Source organism: Flavisphingomonas formosensis (assembly GCF_009755815.1).
GTDB lineage: Bacteria > Pseudomonadota > Alphaproteobacteria > Sphingomonadales > Sphingomonadaceae > Flavisphingomonas > Flavisphingomonas formosensis.
Genome location: NZ_WRPK01000002.1, coordinates 611,800 through 631,364, shown reverse-complemented (window position 1 = coordinate 631,364; position 19,565 = coordinate 611,800). Strand labels below are relative to the sequence as shown.

Genomic DNA, 19,565 nt, shown 5'->3' with positions numbered 1-19,565 from the left:
GCTCACCATGCTTGGAGCACGATACTCTAACGTGCCAGCAACAGCCGCGCCTGTGTGCCGATCTGAGCGAGCATCGCCGCCCCGACGGGAGCTGTGCGAGCGCGGGCGATGAGGCGGACGAACTGGTCGACCCGCGGAGCCTGCTCTTCCAGCCAGGCGTTCACGGCAGCGAGCGGATCGCCGTCGCCGATACGGGCAAGGAAATCGAGCCGCAACTGCTCGAAATCGCGTGCGAGACCTGCCGTCAGCAGCCGTTCCCACGGATCGCTCGACACGAAGCGCAGCGCCGACGCCTTGGCCCAATCCAGGCCCAGCGCCTCGCCGAGCCGGACATAGGCCTGCGTCACCTCGACTTCACCTACGCCGAGCTTGAGCGCGAGCAGCGCGGTACCGATCGCACCGTCCAGCTCCTTGAGGCGCACGATACGATCGATCAGTGTCTGGTCCGCTCCGCTCTCCGCGATCACCCCTCGTACGCCGCTCGCTTCCATCCTGGCCTCGTCGCGCAGCAACTCCTCGGCGGCCGCATCGAGCCGGCGGACCCCCGGACCGATCTGCGCGGCGAGCGCGCCGGGAAGAGCGTCGGGCGCGCCGGCGCGCAGCAGATCGGCGATGTGGAGGCGAGCCGCCTTGGCAGCCTCTATGAAGAGGGCAAAGCGGGCATTTTCGGAAACCGGGGCGCTCTCGATACGCTGCCACAGATCGTCGAGATCGAAGATCATCGCGACGGTGAGGAAGGCCGAGGCGACCTGCGCCATGCTGACGCCTTCCTCCTCTGCGAGTTCGAACGGAGCGACGAGGCCGAGCCGGTTGACCACCTTGTTCGCGACCTTGGTGGCGATGATCTCGCCGCGCAGGCGATGCGCGTCGATCGCATCGCGATGCCGGGCCAGCATCTCCGGCGGGAAGGCCGCGTGCAATATCGCCGCCAGCGCCGGATCGGCCGGCAGCGACGAGGCTTCGATCGCCGCCTGCAGCGCCAGCTTGGCGTGGCTCAGCAGCACCGCCAGCTCCGGCCGGGTCAGCCCCTGGCCGTCCTGCGCGCGGCGTAGCAGCGTTTCGTCGGGGGCGAGGCCGTCGACGGTGCGATCGATCCGCCCGGCCGCCTCCAGCGCTTCGATCACCCGCACCTGGCTCGGCAGTGCGGTCGCGCCGCCATATTCGGCGAGCGAGAGCGCAAGCGTCTGCAGCCGGTTGTCCTCCAGTACCAGCGCCGCGACGTCGTCGGTCATCGCGGTAAGCAGGGCGTTGCGATCCTCGAAGCTCAGCCGCTGCTCGCGCATCTCGCGGTTGAGCGGAATCTTGATGTTGACCTCATTGTCCGAGCAGTCGACGCCCGCCGAATTGTCGATGAAGTCTGTGTTGATCCGCCCGCCGCGCAGGGCGAACGCGATGCGGCCGGCCTGGGTGACGCCGAGATTGGCGCCTTCGCCGACCACGCGGGCGCGGAGCTGCTCGGCATTCACGCGATGCGGATCGTTGGTGGTGTCGCCCACCTCGACATGGCTCTCCGCCGCGGCCTTGATGTAGGTGCCGATGCCGCCGAACCAGATGAGGTCGACCGGGCTTTTCAGGATCGCGGAGATGAGGCTGGACGGGTCGAGCTCCGCGGCGTCGATGCCGAGCAGGGTGCGCACCTCGGGCGAGATCGGGATCGCCTTCTGGCTGCGCGGGAAGACGCCGCCCCCGGCCGAGATCAGCGTCGCGTCGTAATCGGCCCAGGACGAGCGCGGCAGATCGAACAGCCGCTTGCGCTCCGCCCAGCTCGCCGCCGGATCCGGATCGGGATCGAGGAAGATGTGGCGATGATCGAAAGCGGCCACGACCTTCAGCGATCGGGACAGCAGCATGCCGTTGCCGAACACGTCGCCCGACATGTCGCCGCAGCCGACGACACGCACCGGCTCCGATTGCACGTCGATACCCATTTCGGCGAAGTGGCGCTGCACCGAGATCCAGGCGCCGCGTGCGGTGATGCCCATCGCCTTGTGATCATAACCCTGCGACCCGCCCGACGCGAAGGCGTCGCCCAGCCAGAAGCCGCGATCCAGCGCGATCGCGTTGGCGACGTCGGAGAAACTCGCCGTGCCCTTGTCGGCGGCCACGACGAAATAGGGATCCTCGCCATCGTGGATCACCATCTTCACCGGATGAACCACCTTGTCCTCGACGATATTGTCGGTGAGGGACAGCAGCGCGCGGATGAAGATGCGATAGGCTTCGGTGCCTTCCTTCATCCAGGCGTCGCGATCGCCGGGCGGAGGCAGCTGCTTGGGATAGAAGCCGCCCTTCGCGCCGGTTGGCACGATCACCGCATTCTTCACCACCTGCGCCTTCATCAGGCCGAGGATCTCGGTGCGGAAATCGTCGCGCCGATCGGACCAGCGCAGGCCGCCGCGGGCGATCGGGCCGCCGCGCAGGTGGATGCCTTCGACGCGCGGGCTGTACACCCAGATTTCGCGCCATGGCACGGGGCGGGGCAGGTCGGGCACCGCTGCGCTGTCCAGCTTGAACGCCAGCGCCTCCTCGGCCCCCGGCGAGAAGGCGTTGGTACGCAGCGTTGCTGAGACCAGCGCGCGCAGCCGGCGCAGGATACGGTCGTCGTCGATCGCCGTGACCGCGATCAGCGCCTCGTCGATCGTGCGGGTCGGGCCTTCGATATCGCCCTTGCCCTTCTGCGCGGGATCGAGCCTCGCGCGGAACAGGGCGAGGATGCCGTGCGCCGCGTCGGGCGCCTTGCGCAGCGCCTGGACGACGGTGCCCAGCCCATAGGGCAGGCCGGTCTGGCGCAGGTAGCGGAACCAGGCGCGGAACAGCACCACCTCGTCCGGGGCGAGGCCGGTCTCGATCAGCAGCTGGTTGAATGCATCATTTTCTGCACGGCCTTCCAGCACTGCGGCGATCGTCGCTTCGGCCGTTTCGGCGCGCGCGATGATTCCAGCGGCATCGGCATCCGCCTCCACCAGGAAATCATGGATATAGCCGAGCCGGCCGCCGTCCAGCGCGGCCGGGATTTCCTCCAGCACGCGGAAACCGAAATTCTCCAGCACCGGCACGGCATCGGAAAGCGGAATGAGGTGATCGGTGCGATAGATTTTGAGGCGGAGCTGCCCGGCCGCATCGCCCTCATGCCGATACAGGCGCGCACCGCGCGCGTCCGGCCCGTCGAGCTGGTTGAGCCTGGCAATGTCGAGCGCGGCTTCCTCGGCGCTGTAGCGCGCGCGATAGCCGAGCGGAAAGGCGCCGGCGTGAGACAAAGCGAGACGGGTGGCCCGGCTGCCGCCGACCAGCGGCGCGAGCGCTTCCTCGACCGCAGGCGCCCAGCCGCGCACCATCGCGACGATCTGCCGGTCCAGCGCCTCGGCATCCGGCAGGCGGGGATTGCGCGGCAGGTCCAGCGTGTAGCGGATCAGCGCCAGATCGCCGTCGCCCAGCTCCATCGCCCAGCTCGACAGTTCGGCACCGGCCGCCTTCGCCAGCAGGTCGCCGATCATCACGCGGCGGCTGGTGTTCATCTCGTCTCGCGGCAGCCACACGAAGGCGAACAGATGGCGCTGCAGCGGGCTCGGCACCAGCAGCAGCTTGGGCCGTGGCCGATCGGCAAGCGACATGGCGGTGAGCGCCACCGTCTCGAGATCGGCGGGCGAGAAGGCGATCAGCAAGTCATGCGGCAGCGCGGACAGCGCGTGGCGCAGCGCCTTGCCGGCATGGCTGGCCGGATCGAATCCATTTTTTTCCTCCAGGGCGGCGAGCCGTGCGCGCAGCACCGGCACCTGGCTGGACGGCGCGCGCAGCGCCGCGCTGGTCCAGAGCCCGGCGTGGACGGACAGGCCGGCGATGTGGCCATTCTCGCGCACGGGCACGATCACCAGATCCAGCGGCGCGCGCCGGTGCACCGTGGCGACCCGGCTCGACTTGACGAGCAGGGGAGCGTCCTTGCCATTTTCGAACCAGGCCAGCGCCGCCTGGCGCGACGGTTCGGCGAGCGCTGGGGCATCGCCGCGCAGCACGCCCAGCCCCTCCTTCCGCGTACCGTCGCGATCGAGGCGCTGATGGCCGAGCAGGGTGAAATGACGATCGACGAACCAGCGGATCAGCGCCGCGCCCTCGCCGTCGGGCAGCGCGTCGGCGGCGGCGCGCATCGCGTCCTGCAACCGGCCCCAGTCGGATACGGCGGCGCGGACGTCCGCGAGCACCGCCTCCAGTTCCTCGGCGATCTCGCGGCGGATCTTCGCATCGGCGCGTTCCAGCTCGAGATAGATCATGGATTCCCGCCGCTCGCCGCTGGCGCCATTGGGCAGGATTTGGGAAAGCACGCCGTCCGCATCGCGACGGACGGCCAGGATCGGGTGCAGCACGCGGTGGATGTCGATGCCGCGCGCGGCCAGCGCGGCGCAGATCGAATCGACCAGGAAGGGCATGTCGTCATTGATCACGGCCAGCCGCATCAGCCTGTGCGCGCCGCTGCCGCCGCCGGATTCGAGCCGCACATTGGCCTTGCCGGCCGTCCGGCGCGCTGCCGCCGCGGCGACGAAGGTCGCGGCGGCAGCGCGGTCCTCGTCGTCGAAGCCGTCGGTTTCGCCGGGCAGGGCACCCTGCACCAGCGCCGCATCGATCGCCTGCCTGATCTGATCCCCTTCGTCTGTCCGGATTTCAGGGCGTTCTTCGGTAGCCTGCATAAGAATTCCGCTCCTCGCGTGGTCCGCTCTCTGCAGCCGCCACGTCTTCCGATGGGCCGCGATATGCGCCCGCGGGGTGGCGGGGACAAGCTTTGCCCCGATTGGGTGACGCTTTTGATATTATGCTGCGATCGTCCGAGGCTGCTGTGCGACGCGGCACATCGGCATTGCCCGAGCCGCGCAATTTTCGGTCGCAGGGCGGAGGCAGGTGCCCCACATGCGTTGATAGCGCACTGCCCGAGATCGCTCAGGACGTGATTCGGCGGACCGCACGATCCAGAAGCTGCGCATCCTCGGGGACCGGGGCGATCACCGCCAGGCTGCCGTCCGCCTCGCGCCGCGCGACGAGCAGCACGAACTCGCCCTCGCCCGCCGCCATGCGGATCACCGCCTGGGCATCCGCCTTGCGGAGCGCGGCACGGGCGATCTCGCTGCGGTCGCGCTGGGTGACCGGCCGTCGCGCCTTGCGCTCTTCCAGCACCACGCCCTTGAGCCCGCCCGGATGGCGCTCGATCATCGTCGCGAAGCCGCCCGGCTCGACGCCAAGCCGGCGGGCATAGGCGAGGGCGGCCGAGAAATCGGTGACCCGCACGCGATCGCAGCCTGTGCCGAAGATCAGCTTGACGAGCGCCGCCATCGGTGCACGCGGCAGCAGGCGGATGCCGGCATCTTCCAGCAGGTCGAGATATTCCTTCTCGCGATATTCGGTGGCCAGCGAGAAATCATAAGCGAGGCCGAGCGCGCGATAGAGGAAGTTGCGGTTGCGCCCTTCGGCGCTGTGCACCAGCTCCGCCGTCTCGCGCGCGGCGGCAAGCTGGTCGGCAAGGCCGTCGTCGAAGGCGAGCGCTTCTTCATTCAGCGCCGCGCCCTCATCATCGCCATTATCCCCGTCATCCTCCCCGTCCGGCTCGTCCTGGGCGCCGTAACCGCTGGGCACCGGACGGCTGAGGCCGCGCATCGCCGGTCCGGCATTGGGTCCGTCCGCCCACACCGGCCCGGCTGGCATCGGCCGTGGCGGGGTACTCTGCGGGGATGGCAGCGATGGCGGCGGGTCGTAAGCCGGCGCCGCCACATGTCCGGCTGGCGCCATCTGCTTCCAGTTGATCACGCCATAGATGAAATCGATGGTCGTCCCGTCGGAGGTGAAGGGCAGCAGGATGCCGCGATAGAGGGTGAGGATGCCATCGCCGTTGGTGAATTCGGCCTCGAATCCGATCGGCGCGCGGTTCGCGATGATCTGGAGGCGGTGGTCGGTGAGGCGGGAAAGCAGCGATCCGCGCGGAACGTCCGCGATCGTGCGGATCTCGCCGTCCGTGCCGCATTGCGCCCGCAGGTCCGCGCCCAGCCAGCCGACGCGCGGATCGTCCGGATCCTCGACGAAATCCAGCAGCACGCTGTGTGGCCCGAAATCGCCGGCTGCCGCGGGATCGAGATCGGCGATCGACGGCAACGGCCGTCCGCGCAGCAGGGAGACCCAGGCATTATAGGCGCGCACATGCATGCGCCGCTCGTCGGTGCTGATCGCGGTCATTGCCTCGGGCTGGGCGTCGCGATCGCTCCCTTCGTCAATGCCTTGAAGACTGTCCATAGCCGTTCCGCCCTGCCCGGGCGCCCCCGCGCCCGGCACGCTTGTGCGCTCCGCGTGGTTGCCGAAGCGTAAAGAGATATGGCGCGCAGTCCGTGCTTGTGTTGCCCCGGCGGCGCTGGTAAGGGGCGCGCCTCTGCCGACGGCCCCGCCCGGGGCCGGCGAAAGAGATCCGGGTTCAGCCGCTTTAGCTCAGCCGGTAGAGCATCGCATTCGTAATGCGAGGGTCGCGTGTTCGAGTCACGCAAGCGGCACCACCTTTTCTGAGGCCTTCTCGCTAGGGAAGAGGGCGCCCATCCGGCGGAAGGGGCTCAAAGCTGGGTGACCCTGCGGGTCCTGCTTGGGTCGCTTTTGGGTGGGACATTGGAGCGAGCGGGCTGAGGCACCGCTCAGAAGCTCAGCGGCGGCGGCCCTTCGCGAATCACCTTCTACGGCTTATCTTGATGGCCGATCGGACGATCACGCGACAAGCCAGTTTAACTTCACCGGACTTGGATTGGGGACCTTCATTCAGGTGGCCGCCGGACCCGCAAATCTCAGTTCCGGCGGAGTGATCCTGTTAATGTCCGACATTCGAGGTCCCGGTGCCTGCTCCGCTGTCAACACCCGACGTCGAATGACCTGCTCTTTCTCAACGGCGATTGCGTCACTTGCCGACGTCCCGGCCACCGATTCGTTGTCGCGCTCTTAGAAGAAGCGCACCGCAGGATCCAGACCGTCGAGCAACTTCACGAGACAGGATCTCGCGCTCAACATAGGTCTAGACGCTGCCGATGCGCCCGCGAAAATACCGAAGCTTGACAGATCTAGGTGGAACTGTCGTTCCGAAAATCGATACAAATCGGAACGACAGTTCTGCTGCCCGTGCGATATCCGAACCGCAACAAAGCGGGAAATCGACGATTGAACCGCTAGATTCACGGGTGGCTCCTGCTTCATCAGGCAGGTCGGCTTCAAGGAATGAGCGGCATGACTGACGGCATTGTCTTTATACTAGCGTGGGCTCTGGTGCAGGCGTTGCGCGCCGTTCCTGGGATCGTCTGGTCGATCCGCTGCCCGCCAGGTAGTAGTCGCTATTCCTATCCCTGCGATTCGTCCCGGCGACGAACAGCAGTAATTCCCAAGCGGCGTCACGAGTGAAGAGAACGACTGCGCGGACCCATTCGCGGACATTCATCCGACGTATGGGATTTTCCAAAGTGGATGTTCCTTCATGTTCCGGAATTTTGGCTTAAGTGCGCTGCCTGTACGAGGAGGTGTCGAGAATAATCTGGACCGTTGTCAACAGCCGCACCCGATCATGGCAGTAAATTCCTACCATCTTGAACGAGTTCTGCAATCGCATTGTCTAACAATCTGTACTGCCTATTGTAATCGTTATATTGGTCACCCGTGTACAGATTCTCGCGACCCTGTTCGAGTTTGTTCAAAATCTCGCTGGTGTCCGCCGGCAGCAGAAGCTGCACTAGCGGCATTGCTTCCTCAAGCTTCCGTGCCGCGGCACGATATCGATCTCGATGCTCGCGATCCGCTTCCTCACTGGCACTGCGATGAGTCTCAAGTTCATCGATCCAACGACCGTAGACCCGGCGCATTTCGGCCAGGGCCACGAGGATATCCACTTGGGCTGAGAGGCGGCGCTCCCAAAGCTTTTCCTGTTTAAAGCGACTCAATGCCCAGCGGACCGCAAGGCGTGCGACCATCAGGGCTGTTATCGCTTGCGCCGCCAACTTGATGGATTCCCATGCGAACATTTCCCAAGGCATTTTCTGCTCCATCTTGGCTCTGTCTTCGTTCACAGGATTTGACAGCAGTCAGAACTCGTCAAGAAATAGAATAATGCGAAAAGCCATGATGAAGGAGAAGTGGCGCAGATGACAATCCGAGATATGCAAAGCGGCGAAATCGTGAGTGGCGTTCTTGCCTCCGGAGAGCGCGGCCGAACCTACCAGCTGCTATGCTCGCGCCTCTCGCCCGTCGAACTGGACGATATTCGTAACGCTCTGGATGGGCGAATTAAGGGCAGTCGAATTGAGACCTCGAGCTGGATACCTGGTGCGGACTGGCAGGGCACGCCATACCAGGCGATCTACGAGAAGGGTGCACGTATGAACCCAGAACTCGCCGCGCTTATGTTCGGTTTGATCGTGTGGGAGGCGTTCGAGCGCCACTAGGAAAATTGGTATACCGAGCGTTTTAGTATGGGTGGTGAAGTGGATCGATTTCGGGTCTACTTTAAGCCCGACGGCTGAATCGAGCGGCCCAAGATGCGACGTTCAGGGCCGGACGCCCGTCTCTCGAGAGCGGACATCCGTTCGGACCGCACTGTGAGCCGAAGCGGTGACGATGTACGGAACTTGCTACGCGGGAGGGCGCGCGCGGCGATCGATAAGGAGCGGTGCGGGTCAATGCCATGGCGGATGCGAGCAGACGCTGACCGACGGCCGCGATAGAGGCAGCGCGCGAACCCGCCGCGCGGAAGAGCGTGCGGGGCAAGGTGAGGTGAAAGGGGTGAGCGTCGCCCTCGCATCGATCGCTGCGGGCGGCGGGCCGACGGATCGATCGCGGCTCAATAATCGACCCGTTCTTGAACGCTCGGCGCCCGCTTGCCGCATCCCGAGCCAGGGCTCTCCAGAGCATATCCGGGTCCCCCCCCGGGTTGGTCACGAGCGCCCCAGACCTTGCAGCGTTGTCCGCAAAGCTTCGTCCAGCGATGTGGCCGGCACCTGGCCTAGAAAACGCCGCAGCTTGCCGTCCAGCAGCCGCAGCGGCCGGCGCCAAAGATAGATCATCTCGCGCATCTCGCGCGCCGTTTCGTTGAACGGAGCAATGGCATGCACGATCGGCCATGGGAACGGGTAGATCGGCGCCGCCGGGCATCCCGCCGCCTGGCGTACCGCCTCGGCAAAGGCGCGATTGTCGTCCACCCAGGTGCCGCCGAATTGAAAGCAGTCGAAGTCCGTCAACTCGTCACGCCGTTCGAGCAAGCGCACCATCGTCTCTGCGAGATCGGGCAGATAGGCCCAGCCATGGCCCACGCCGGCGCGAGCGGGATTGAAGACCCTCTTCACGGGGCCGGCCGTCGGCACCATCCCCTGCGCCAGCCAGCTGTTGCCGCTGCGTGGGCCATAGAAATCGCCCGCGCGAACGATGAGCGCTTTCACGCCTTCATGGCTCGCCTTCTGCAACCGGCGTTCCATCTCGGCACGGATGGCGCCCTTCCGCGTGACGGGATTCTGCGGCGCGGTCTCGTCGACTGCTTCGCCCGCGTCGGGGCCATAATTATATACCGTGCCGGGAAGCAGCACATGCGCGCCGTTTGCCGCGGCGGCGGCGATCATGTTGTCGAGCATCGGCAGGACCAGACCGGCCCAGTTACGATAGCCGGGCGGGTTTGCACCGTGGACGATCACCGGAATGCCTTCGGCAGCGCGGGCGACCGATGTCCGGTCCATCGCGTCGCCTTTGATCCACTCCAGATCGGGGTTGCTCGCCCGGGCGCGTTCAGGGTCGCGGTGGAGCGCGCGCACCGCCCACCCTCGTGCGCGCAACACGCGTGCGACTTCGCCGCCAATGCCGCCGGTTGCGCCGATCACCAACGCCTTCTTTGCCTCATCCGCCATGGTTCATCTCCTTGCCACGGGACAGAGATGGACCGGGCGCGGCTAGACGAAAATTGCGGAGAGATGCATGGCTGCTATACATCGATGCATGGATATCGACCCTGGCTGGGATTTGTGGCGGACCTTCGACGCAGTGATGCGCAAGGGCAGCCTGTCGAGCGCAGCCCGTGCGCTCGGTCTCACGCAGCCGACTGCGGGCCGCCACATCGCGGAGTTGGAAGCGGCCCTGGGCACGGACGCCCTCTTCACGCGCTCGGCACGCGGGCTTCAGCCGACCGAGACCGCCCTGGCGCTGGCGCCTCATGCCGAGGCGATGGCCGCCGCGGCCGCGGCGTTGATCCGCAGCGCCTCGGCCCCGGCGGATGCGGCTGGCGGAGTCGTCCGGATCAGCGCAAGCGAGGTGATCGGCGCCGAGGTTCTGCCGCAAATCCTGGCTCCGCTGCATGCGGCTCATCCCAGGCTGACCTTGGAGCTGCTGCTCACCGACGCGCCATCCGACCTGCTGCGGCGCGATGCCGATCTGGCGATCCGAATGACAGAGCCGAAGCAGAAGGCCCTGCTCGTAAAGTCTGTCGGACGGATATGCCTTGGCCTCTACGCACATCGCGACTATCTGGCGCGGACGGCACCGATCGCGAGCGCGACCGACCTTCATCGCCATGCGATCATCGGTTTCGACCGCGACGCGGCCTCGCTCCGATCGATCAACGCGGTCTGGCCCGACATGCCGCAGTTCGCGCTGCGCACCGACAACCAACTCGCCCAGATTGCGATGGTGCGTGCCGGCATCGGCATCGGCGTGATGCAGGACCCGATCGCCCGCCGTGACCCCGCGCTGGTTCCGGTCCTGTCCGACACCTTCAGCGCCCATCTTCCCGTCTGGATCGCGATACATGAAGACCTGCGCTCGACCAGGCGCATGCGGATCGTCTTCGACGCGCTGGTACAGGGCATGACGGAGCATGTCAGGGCAGGTGCGGCAAGGGCGGGGTCGTAATCCGCGAGCCGATCCTATCCTTCGCAGGCCTGCGACAGATGCTCCCCGCGGCGCGCGTGACCGCAATCTGGGAGCGGACGCCGAAGTCTACCGCAAAAATCCTGCGTCGGTCGCTCGCTCATTCATGCCAACTCACCCCATCTCGCTCCGCCAACGCGATCGCCGCGGATGGCCCCCAGGTCCCTGCCGCATAGGGGCGCGGCGTCGTGACGCTCGTTGTCCAGCCCGCTCGGATCGCGTCGATCCAGGTCCATTGGGCCTCCACCTCATCCCGGCGCACGAACAGGGTAGGATCCCCTTCGATGAGATCCAGCAGAAGGCGCTCATAGGCGATACGGCGACGGGCGTCGGCAAAAGCGTCTGTCACTCCAAGGTCGAGCGGCACCTGGCGCAGGCGGATGCCGGACCGGTCCAGCCCGGGCTGCTTCGCCATCATTAGCAGGCGGATATTCTCGTCGGGCTGGAGCTCGATCACGAGCCTGTTCGCCTGGATCGGTGCATCCCCGAAGATTGAGTGGGGAATCTGCTTGAACTGGATCACGATCTCGGAGCGCCTGACGGGCAGTCGTTTGCCGGTCCGCAGATAGAAAGGCACACCCTTCCATCGCCAATTGTCGACATGCGCCTTGATGGCGACGAAGGTCTCCGTGTCTGAAGATTTGCCAAGTTCTTCGGCATAGCCAGCAACTGCCGCGCCTCCGATCGCGCCTGCGACATATTGCCCGGTCACGCTGTCGCGCGGCCCGACCTTGCGCAAGGCGCGCAGCACCTTGACCTTCTCATCGCGGACCGCCGTCGGTTCGAACCGCCCAGGCGGTTCCATCGCGACAAGCGCCAGCAGTTGAAGCATATGGTTCTGCACCATGTCGCGCAGCGATCCCATGCCGTCGAAATAGCCGGCCCGCCCCTCGAGCCCGACCGTCTCGGACACCGTGATCTGGACATGCTCGATCCCACGTGCATTCCAGAGCGGCTCGAAAAGGGCATTGGCGAAGCGCAGTGCGATCAGGTTCTGCACCGTCTCCTTCCCGAGATAATGATCGAGTCGAAATGTCCGCGCCTCGGAGAAAGCGTTGGCGACGACGTCGTTGATCGCGCAACTGGAGGCGAAATCGCTGCCGAGCGGCTTCTCGAGCGCAAGACGGCTGGACTCGCCCGCAAGACCGGCGTCGGCAAGGCCCATGATGGTCTGGCTGAACAGCGAGGGCGCGGTAGACAGGAAGATCGCGATCGGCTCATCCGTGCGACCCACCGATTCGGCGAGGGTCTCGAACTGTCGAGGGTCGCGCACGTCGAGTTGGACATAAGAGAGGCGCGAAAGAAAGCGCGCCATATCGTCGGAGCTGCTTCGCCCGATCTCCCCATGCTGCTCGAGCGCGTCCGTGACGGATCGACGAAAGCCTGCATCGTCGAGGGTCGTGTGCGCGGTGCCGATGATCCTCATTCGCTCGGGCAGGAGACCATCGCGATCGAGGCCGAACAGCGATGGCAACAGCATCCGCCGGGCTAGGTCGCCGGTCGCACCGAAGAGCAGCAAGCTCGATGATCGCGTTCGCATCAGGCGATCGGCCCTCGCCGGAAGTCAGGCCGCTGGCACGGCACGGACGCCGTGGCCGTCGAGAGCCGCAAGCGCGAGCGCGGCACCGCCCAGGGGCCCGGCGTCCGCTCCCAGTCCCGCAAAGCGGATGCGCTTCTGCAAGTCCGCCGCGCCGCACCCGTACAGATAGTCGTTCAGGCGCTGCGCTGTCGCGGCGTGGATCCGGGGCAGCAGCATGGGCCGCCCCAGCACAACGCCGCCCCCTATCAGGATGCGCTCAGCCGCCGTGGTCAGGAGCAGCATCGCCATCAGTTCGGCCAGGTCATGCGCGACATGATCCCAAAGCACCGCGTTCGCCGGCAGATCATGCGCCGGCCCGCTCGCGCGCTCGGCAAGCGCCGGCCCGCTGATCAGGCCTTCCAGGCAATCGCCGTGGAAAGGGCAGATGCCGTTGAAGTCGTCACCGGGAGAACGGCGAAGCCGAACATGTCCGGCTTCCGGGTGGAGCGAGCCATGGTGGATGCTGCCATCGATGACCAAACCCAGCCCGACGCCCGTCCCCACGGTCAGATAAGCGTGGGTGCCGCAACCGATCGAGGCGCCCCAAAGCCCTTCCGCCAGCGCCGCAGCGCCGACATCGGTATCGAACCCCAAAGGCAGGTCGAACCGCGCACGAACCGCGCCCAGGATGTCGGCCTGCGACAGCCGGGCTTGGGCGTCTTCAGGATCCGCCCGAAATCGGCGCGGTCCGGGTGCAGGCCGAGCGGACCGAAGCTCGCTATCCCGATCGCCGCGAACGGCGTGTCGGCATGCCAGCGGCCAAGGATATCGAGCAGCGCAGACAGCGTCCGTTCGGGTTGATCTCCGGTTGCGACCCGTTCCGTTCGGCGGATGTGCCGTCCCGACGCCAGCGAAGCGATACATTTCGTGCCGCCCAATTCGAGCGACGCGACGAGAGGCGGGGATTTCACGCGACGATCCGACTGACGTCGCCCTCGATCGCAAGCTGGATCACGGGCGCCGGCGTTCCGGCAAAAGCACGGCGAGCCTCGGCAAGATCGCGCGGAGCTTCGGCCAATCCCACGAGATCGGCGAAGCTCCAGACGGTGAGATCGTCGAGCACGAGCCAGCTATAGGCCTGAAACGGCGCCTCCATCGGATTGGCGAGCACGAGCCCCGTGGCGTTGAGCGGCCGCCAGGGTCCGAGGAGGTGATCGGAGACGAGGCCGTAAAGGCCGTTTGGTCCCTTGGGTGTCCCTTCGGCGAAGACCTTGGCCTGGGTCGACCAGAAGAGATAGAAGCGGCCGGCGTGACGAACGATGTGCGGACGCTCCAACTCATTGTTGACACCATCGGCATCGACCAGCGGAGGAAGGAGCGTGCATTTCCCTTCCGCGAGCCGGGCAACTCCGATCAGCCCGTTCCACTTGGAAGACGAGCCCGGTTTCGACGCTGCGAACAGGACATATTCCGTCCCGCTATCCCCATCGACGACGGGAAAGGGGTCGCGGAATGCCTTGATGGTGCCGACTATCCCGCCGCCTGCCATGTCCGCTTGGTAAAATTCGTCATCGGGCGTGGCGAGATCGATCGGCATGCTCCAGTCCTCGACCCGCGCACCGTCATCATCGATCGTCAGCGTGCCGCGCGTCAGCAGGAGCCGTTGCAGGAAGCTCGGCTCGCTCTCCCCGCGGACACCGGCCGAGGTGTAGTATAGCGACAATGTCCTGCCATCGGCCTCCAGCACGGCAGTTCCCGCCCATTCGCGGCTGCCGGGATCGAAGCCGTCGGGCAAGAGGTGCCCGAAGTCGCGCCAGCCATGCTCACCCTTCTGCATGAGTCTCAGCCGGGCGACGGCATGGCGCGCGTCGGGGTCGGGCAGAACCGGCGCCGAGAGCGCGATGACGAGCGGGCCACCGTCGAATTGCACCGTCCGCCCGTCCCGATCGATCACGGGCCAATGATCCCAGAGGTCGATGCCGGGCAGAACCGGATCGCAGGCCGCGATCGGCGGCACCCTTGCCCCGGCGGCATCGCCGATCGCGGCGACATGCGCCGGGGTCCAGCAAAAAGTCTCGATCTTCACGTTCGCTGGTCTCTCCACTGTCGCTGCCGCCGCGATGCTCATGTCTCTAGAAGCTCAGCCGTACCGCAGCCGACACGGTGCGGCCGTTGATCGAGCGGGCCCGCACGATGCCATTTGCCGGGATCGAGGCATCCTCCGCCTCGGTGAAGCCCTTCACGTTGAAGAGATTATTGGCATTGAGCGAGAGCTGGACACGCTCGATCGGCCTATATTGCAGGAAGGCGTTGACCGTCGTGTAGCCCGGCAGCTTCAGCTGGTTCGTATCCTGCGTGTAGCTGGAGGTGGTGCCGATGAAATTGACGCCGATCGTCGCCGGCCCGAAATCATATTGCGGCGTCGCCTGAAACACGAACTCGGCCTGACGGCGCGGCCGGTTGCCGACGACCGCAGGGTTGAGAACGTCGCTCACGATCTTCGCCTTCGTCCAGGTGCCGCCGGCGGTCAGGCTGAACCCGCCCATGCGATAGCTGCCCTCCAGCTCCAGGCCATAAGCCCGATATTTGCGGTTGAAGAAGGTCTGGGTGGTGGCCTCGAAATTCTGTTCCTCGGTGCGCGCCCAGAAGCCGGTGGCATAAAGCGCCAGTCCGCCCGAACGATATTTGATGCCGCCCTCGGCCTGGTCGACCATGTCGACCGCGGCATCGCTGCTCACGAGATGGCCATCGACCGTGCTGACCGCGGGACCGAACAGCAGCCGATCCGCATTGGCGCGCCCGCCGCGGCTGTATCGTGCGAAGATCGCCAAATACTCGGCGAGGCGGTAGTTCGCCCCGAATGAATAGGACCAGTAGTTGAAACTATATTTGACCGGTGCGGGGTTCGTCAGCGGAATGACGCCGACACGCGTCTCGGCATCCGAAATGACGCCATCTCCGTTAATGTCGTAGGAGATCGTGCCAACCCGGCCGCCGCCGAGATCGGACCCGGCAATCGTTCCCTGCGCATTGCCGAAATCGTAGCGCAGGCTGCCGTCGAGGGTCAGCCTGCCGGTTTCGTAACTCAGCGATGCGAAAGGCGCATTGGTGTTGTAATCGACATTGTAGCTGCGCCGACAGCAGCCGCCGAAATAGCTCGCCGCATAAGCATAGGCGCCGTCCTGGGTCACGAGCTGCCCCGCGGCGTTGCGGACATTGACCAGCGCCGCATTGCCGCCGCCGACCACGTCGGAGAGGAGCGAGGTCCACAACCAGTCGGTGTCGATCGTCTGGCGCGACTTGTAGAAGCCGGCGGTGAAACTGAGCTTGCCGCCGCCTATGGCGAAGTCGCGCGTAATTCGAATATCGTTGGTGATGTTGTCCAGGCTGTTGAGCTTGGTATCGAACACGACGATCTGGGCGAGCAGGCCGTTGCCGTTGAGGGTCGAGGGGTTGCTGATGATCTGGCCGGCTTTTGGCCCGTTGGCATAGCTCAGCGTCGCTCCGGCTCCCCCAAGCGCGGTTGCGATCGTCGAGGCGGAATCCACATTGCTCGGGAAGTTCGAGATGAACCGGCCGGAAATGTCCGAATAGCGGAAGCGTTCGGTGACCTGCCAGCCGCCGCCGAGCCCGAACTGGCTTTCCAGCCCGAAGGACTTCACGATCGGATGCTGGCCGTCGCGAATATCGTCGACAACGGGATTATTATTCCCATCGAGTGTGACATTGCGTGTGATGTAGCGCGAATGCAGCGTATCCTGGTTTATGCTGAAGCCTGGGATATTCTCGTAATGCGGGTTGCTGTTGGTGCCCGTTACCCGGACGGGATTGGGCAGATAGCCGATCGCGCGATCGTCGAGATACTTCCCGTACAGTCGGATATAACCGCCGGTGAACTCCTTGGTGATGTTGAACTTGAGCTGTCCGCCCTTGTTGCCGTCATAGCCGGCCTGACGCGGCCCTGTCCCTTGGCGATAGAAGCCGCCGATATGAAAGCGCAGGCTGTCGGTCAGATGCCCACCATAATCGAGGTCGAGCCGGTAATCGCTGTAGTCGAGTCCGGTCGAAGCTTGGATTGCGCCGCCCTCCTGCTCGCCCGTCTTCGAGATGAGATTGATCACGCCACCCGGCGAATTGGATGCAAAGGTCGACGCCGAGCCGCCGCGTATTGCCTCGACACGCGCCACGTTGAAGTCGGCGCGCAGGAAGATGTCGGCATTTCCGAAAGTGATGTCGCCATATTCGAGGACGGGCAGCCCATCCTCTTGCAACTGTAGAAACTTGGCGCCGCCCGATGCGACCGGCAGGCCGCGTACGGCGATGTTGGCATTGCCCTCGCCGCCCGAGGATTCGGACCGTATGCCGGGAATATTGCGAAAGACTTCGGCCACGGAGCGGGGGGCGGATGTCTGCAACTGCTCTGCGCTGAGCGAGCTCACGGAGATCGAACTGTCGAGTTTGTTCTGCCCGCGCGCGACGGCTGTTACGATGATGTCGCTCGTGTCGGTATTGGCGCTTGCCGCGTCCGTAGCTTGTGCATGCGCCGAAACAGGCAACGCGATCGCACTGGTCGCCAGAAGAATTGTCACGCCCTTCATCTCGTCCACTCCCTTAAAGGTCGGCTCCACCGACTCGATTGCTGATAGGCTTAGGGCGAAGACAAACGTTTGCCAAGAAGATTTGGCAAACGTTTGTCTAATGCGATATAGCTGGTCCTCAGACCGGGGAATCGAACAATCCGGCTAGGCCGGGAGGGGAACAGACGTGCCGACCATCAAGCCACGCCTCAGCGCGCGCCGCATTGCCGAGATGAACCTCGGCTTTTTCGGGCTCCAGTTCTCGTTCGGCCTGCAGCAGGCCAATATGGGGCCGATCTTCAGCTTTCTCGGTGCGAACGAAGCGACCATGCCGCTGTTGTGGCTGGCAGGGCCGGTAACCGGCCTGATCGTCCAACCGATCGTCGGGGCGCTCAGCGATCGCACCACCAGCCGCCTCGGCCGCCGCACACCCTATTTCCTCATCGGCGCGGTCCTCTGCAGTCTCGGCTTGCTGGCGATGCCCTACAGTCCGGCGCTCTGGGTCGCGGCTTCTTTGCTCTGGATCCTCGATGCTGCCAACAACATCACGATGGAGCCCTATCGGGCCTATGTCAGCGATCGTCTCGACGAAAGCCAGCGAACGGCCGGCTTCCTCACCCAGTCGGCATTTACGGGGCTGGCGCAGACCCTGTCCTATCTCGCGCCCTCGCTACTGGTCTGGGGCGGCATCAGCGTCGATCTCATCGACGCCAACGGCATACCGGAGATCACGCGGATCGCGTTCCTGACGGGCGCCATCCTGTCCATCTCCACCATATTCTGGTCGGTGCTACGGGTGCGGGAGCTTCCGCCCGATCCCGCCGAGCGGGCGCTGATGCGTGGCGAGAAACTCTCGGTCCGCGCCGCCTGGGCGGACTTCATCGATGCGGTTCGCGATATGCCGCAGGCGATGCGCCAGCTTGCGGTCGCCATGTTGTTCCAATGGTTCGCGATGTTCGCCTATTGGCAATATATCGTCTTCGCACTCGGACGGTCGCTATTCGATACCGCGGACCCCGCATCCTCTGCATTTCGTCAGGCGGCGCTCGTCACGGGTCAAGCCGGCGCGGCGTATAATTTCGTCGCCTTCCTCGCCGCTTTCACCATGGTTCCCATCGCGCGGCGATACGGGGCAAGGCCCGTCCACGCCGCGGCAATGCTGCTCGCCGGCGCAGCCATGGTGGCGCTGCCGTCGATCCAGCACCCCACGGGGCTCATCTTGCCGATGATCGGCATCGGCATCGGCTGGGCGAGCCTCATGGGCAATCCCTATGTCATGCTGGCAGGTGCGATCCCGCCCGAACGCACAGGTGTCTATATGGGCATCTTCAACATGTTCATCGTCGTGCCGATGATGATCGAGACGCTGGTGATGCCGCTCGTCTATGGGCCGCTTCTCGGCGGCGACCCCCGTCATGTGCTCATTCTATCCGGCCTGTTGCTGATCTGCGCCGCGGTCGCGACGCTGCGCGTGGTCGAAAACAGGTCCGGGAGGGCGGCCGCTGCAGCAGCGTAGCGCTCAGGCGGACCCCCGCAGGATCAGTTCTGGTGCCATTGCGATCGAGTCTGCCTCCTCTCCGGCGAGACGGCGCATCAACAGCTCGACCAGCAATTCGGCACCGCGGCGCATGTCCTGCCGGATCGTGGTGAGGGGCGGCGTCATGTGCGCCGCGACGCTGATATCGTCATAACCGACGACCGAGACATCTTGCGGTATGCGCAGTCCCTGGTCCGTGATCGCACGCATCGCGCTCATCGCGATCACGTCGGATGCGGCGAAAATGCCGTCGGGCGCGGGATGGGCTTCAAGGAAATGCGCCATATCCTCATAAGCATTCTGGTCGGTCAGATGCAGCGGAAGCACGATCTCTTCGATACCCTCGGCGACGATCGCGCGGTGGAAGCCTTCATAGCGGTCGGCGAACTCCGGCACGGCCGGATCTCCCAGAAAGGCAAGCCGCCGCCGTCCGATCGAGATCAGATGGCGTGCCGCGAGCGTGCCGCCGGCGATATTGTCGGTTCCCACCGTGATCTGTGCCAGGCCCGGCCTGCGGGCGCCCCAGACGACGAGCGGAGCGAATTGTCGTGCTACCCGTTCGATCACCTCGGTCTGATCCGATTGGCCGACCAGCACGATCCCGTCTGTGCGACCCGCGGCGATCACATCCTCGAGCCACCTTTCGTCCTGAGGAATGACCCGCGAGAGCAGCAGGTCGAAACCGTTGCGCGCCAGCGCATCGGCGAGCGGACCGAGCAGCCCCATGAAAAACGGATCGGAAAGCGTCTGGTCGATTTCGTGGCCGAGAGGGATGACGACGCCTATGGCTCCGGCGCGCCGTTTCCGAAGCGCACTCGCCGTCATGTTGAGGCGAAAGCCATTCTCAGCTGCAAGCGCCTTGATCCGGGCCTTGGTTGCCGCCGAGACACGGGGGCTGTCGTCGAGCGCGCGCGACACCGTCGATACCGCGACCCCCGCAATTTTGGCGAGCTCGACGAGGCCTATCGACTTCAACGATGCCTGCTCCTCTTGCTGCCAAGCACAGAACGGCCATAGCCCAATGTCCGAA

General features: G+C 65.1%; 13 protein-coding genes and 1 tRNA gene. 4 read left to right on the top strand and 10 right to left on the bottom strand.

Annotation, left to right across the window (positions count from 1 at the left end):
• Positions 1–26 precede the first annotated feature (26 nt).
• The gene (locus tag GQY20_RS08855) at positions 27–4,679 is read right to left on the bottom strand and encodes an NAD-glutamate dehydrogenase (protein WP_157216677.1); all 4,653 of its coding nucleotides are present in this window, start codon (positions 4,677–4,679) and stop codon (positions 27–29) included.
• Between the two features lie 247 nt (positions 4,680–4,926).
• Positions 4,927–6,267, bottom strand: coding sequence for a PAS domain-containing protein (locus GQY20_RS08850; protein WP_157216676.1), 1,341 nt, complete (start codon positions 6,265–6,267; stop codon positions 4,927–4,929).
• A gap of 178 nt (positions 6,268–6,445) precedes the next feature.
• On the opposite strand from GQY20_RS08850, the gene GQY20_RS08845 reads away from it, so the two are divergent.
• Positions 6,446–6,521: transfer RNA gene (locus GQY20_RS08845), tRNA-Thr, on the top strand.
• A gap of 1,041 nt (positions 6,522–7,562) precedes the next feature.
• On the opposite strand, the gene GQY20_RS08840 is transcribed toward GQY20_RS08845, so the two are convergent.
• The gene (locus GQY20_RS08840) at positions 7,563–8,042 is read right to left on the bottom strand and encodes a hypothetical protein (protein ID WP_157216675.1); all 480 of its coding nucleotides are present in this window, start codon (positions 8,040–8,042) and stop codon (positions 7,563–7,565) included.
• 96 nt (positions 8,043–8,138) lie between these two features.
• Between GQY20_RS08840 and GQY20_RS08835 the strand changes: the two genes are divergently transcribed.
• A complete protein-coding gene (locus GQY20_RS08835) occupies positions 8,139–8,438 on the top strand; it encodes a hypothetical protein (RefSeq protein ID WP_157216674.1) in 300 nt (99 codons plus the stop codon).
• A 489-nt stretch (positions 8,439–8,927) separates the two neighbouring features.
• On the opposite strand, the gene GQY20_RS08830 is transcribed toward GQY20_RS08835, so the two are convergent.
• Positions 8,928–9,887, bottom strand: coding sequence for an NAD-dependent epimerase/dehydratase family protein (locus GQY20_RS08830; protein WP_157216673.1), 960 nt, complete (start codon positions 9,885–9,887; stop codon positions 8,928–8,930).
• A gap of 67 nt (positions 9,888–9,954) precedes the next feature.
• On the opposite strand from GQY20_RS08830, the gene GQY20_RS08825 reads away from it, so the two are divergent.
• Positions 9,955–10,884, top strand: a complete 930-nt coding sequence (locus GQY20_RS08825; RefSeq protein WP_232475965.1) for a LysR family transcriptional regulator — start codon at positions 9,955–9,957, stop codon at positions 10,882–10,884.
• 118 nt (positions 10,885–11,002) lie between these two features.
• Here GQY20_RS08825 and zwf read toward each other — a convergent pair whose 3' ends face one another.
• The 5 genes from zwf to GQY20_RS08805 are packed head-to-tail and all read right to left on the bottom strand — an operon-like array spanning position 11,003 to position 17,019.
• A complete protein-coding gene (gene zwf, locus GQY20_RS08820; protein ID WP_157216671.1) occupies positions 11,003–12,442 on the bottom strand; it encodes a glucose-6-phosphate dehydrogenase in 1,440 nt (479 codons plus the stop codon).
• 24 nt (positions 12,443–12,466) lie between these two features.
• Entirely contained in the window at positions 12,467–13,075 is a 609-nt protein-coding gene (locus tag GQY20_RS08815) for an ROK family protein (RefSeq protein WP_332836084.1), read from the bottom strand.
• A complete protein-coding gene (locus tag GQY20_RS32915) occupies positions 12,988–13,392 on the bottom strand; it encodes a hypothetical protein (protein WP_332836083.1) in 405 nt (134 codons plus the stop codon). The genes GQY20_RS08815 and GQY20_RS32915 overlap by 88 nt, the downstream gene beginning before the upstream one ends.
• The gene (locus GQY20_RS08810; protein ID WP_232475964.1) at positions 13,389–14,507 is read right to left on the bottom strand and encodes a glycoside hydrolase family 68 protein; all 1,119 of its coding nucleotides are present in this window, start codon (positions 14,505–14,507) and stop codon (positions 13,389–13,391) included. Before GQY20_RS08810 ends, GQY20_RS32915 begins: the two co-directional genes overlap by 4 nt.
• Positions 14,508–14,553: 46 nt before the next feature.
• A complete protein-coding gene (locus GQY20_RS08805; RefSeq protein WP_157216669.1) occupies positions 14,554–17,019 on the bottom strand; it encodes a TonB-dependent receptor domain-containing protein in 2,466 nt (821 codons plus the stop codon).
• Between the two features lie 211 nt (positions 17,020–17,230).
• Here GQY20_RS08805 and GQY20_RS08800 point away from each other — a divergent pair, with 211 nt between their 5' ends.
• Positions 17,231–18,514: an MFS transporter gene (locus tag GQY20_RS08800; protein ID WP_157216832.1), complete on the top strand. Its 1,284-nt coding sequence runs from the start codon at positions 17,231–17,233 to the stop codon at positions 18,512–18,514.
• A gap of 3 nt (positions 18,515–18,517) precedes the next feature.
• Here the strand turns inward: GQY20_RS08800 and GQY20_RS08795 are convergent, their stop codons facing one another.
• Positions 18,518–19,510 (bottom strand): LacI family DNA-binding transcriptional regulator, encoded by a 993-nt coding sequence (locus GQY20_RS08795; protein ID WP_232475963.1) that lies wholly within the window; start codon positions 19,508–19,510, stop codon positions 18,518–18,520.
• Between the last annotated feature and the right edge of the window lie 55 nt (positions 19,511–19,565).

Coding starts and splice junctions, on each gene's coding strand:
- GQY20_RS08825 (WP_232475965.1), top strand. CDS start 9,955: ATGGCTGCTATACATCGATGCATGGATATCGACCCTGGCTGGGATTTG.
- GQY20_RS08805 (WP_157216669.1), bottom strand. CDS start 17,019: ATGAAGGGCGTGACAATTCTTCTGGCGACCAGTGCGATCGCGTTGCCT.
- GQY20_RS08840 (WP_157216675.1), bottom strand. CDS start 8,042: ATGGAGCAGAAAATGCCTTGGGAAATGTTCGCATGGGAATCCATCAAG.
- zwf (WP_157216671.1), bottom strand. CDS start 12,442: ATGCGAACGCGATCATCGAGCTTGCTGCTCTTCGGTGCGACCGGCGAC.
- GQY20_RS08835 (WP_157216674.1), top strand. CDS start 8,139: ATGACAATCCGAGATATGCAAAGCGGCGAAATCGTGAGTGGCGTTCTT.
- GQY20_RS08855 (WP_157216677.1), bottom strand. CDS start 4,679: ATGCAGGCTACCGAAGAACGCCCTGAAATCCGGACAGACGAAGGGGAT.
- GQY20_RS08800 (WP_157216832.1), top strand. CDS start 17,231: ATGAACCTCGGCTTTTTCGGGCTCCAGTTCTCGTTCGGCCTGCAGCAG.
- GQY20_RS08850 (WP_157216676.1), bottom strand. CDS start 6,267: ATGGACAGTCTTCAAGGCATTGACGAAGGGAGCGATCGCGACGCCCAG.
- GQY20_RS08830 (WP_157216673.1), bottom strand. CDS start 9,887: ATGGCGGATGAGGCAAAGAAGGCGTTGGTGATCGGCGCAACCGGCGGC.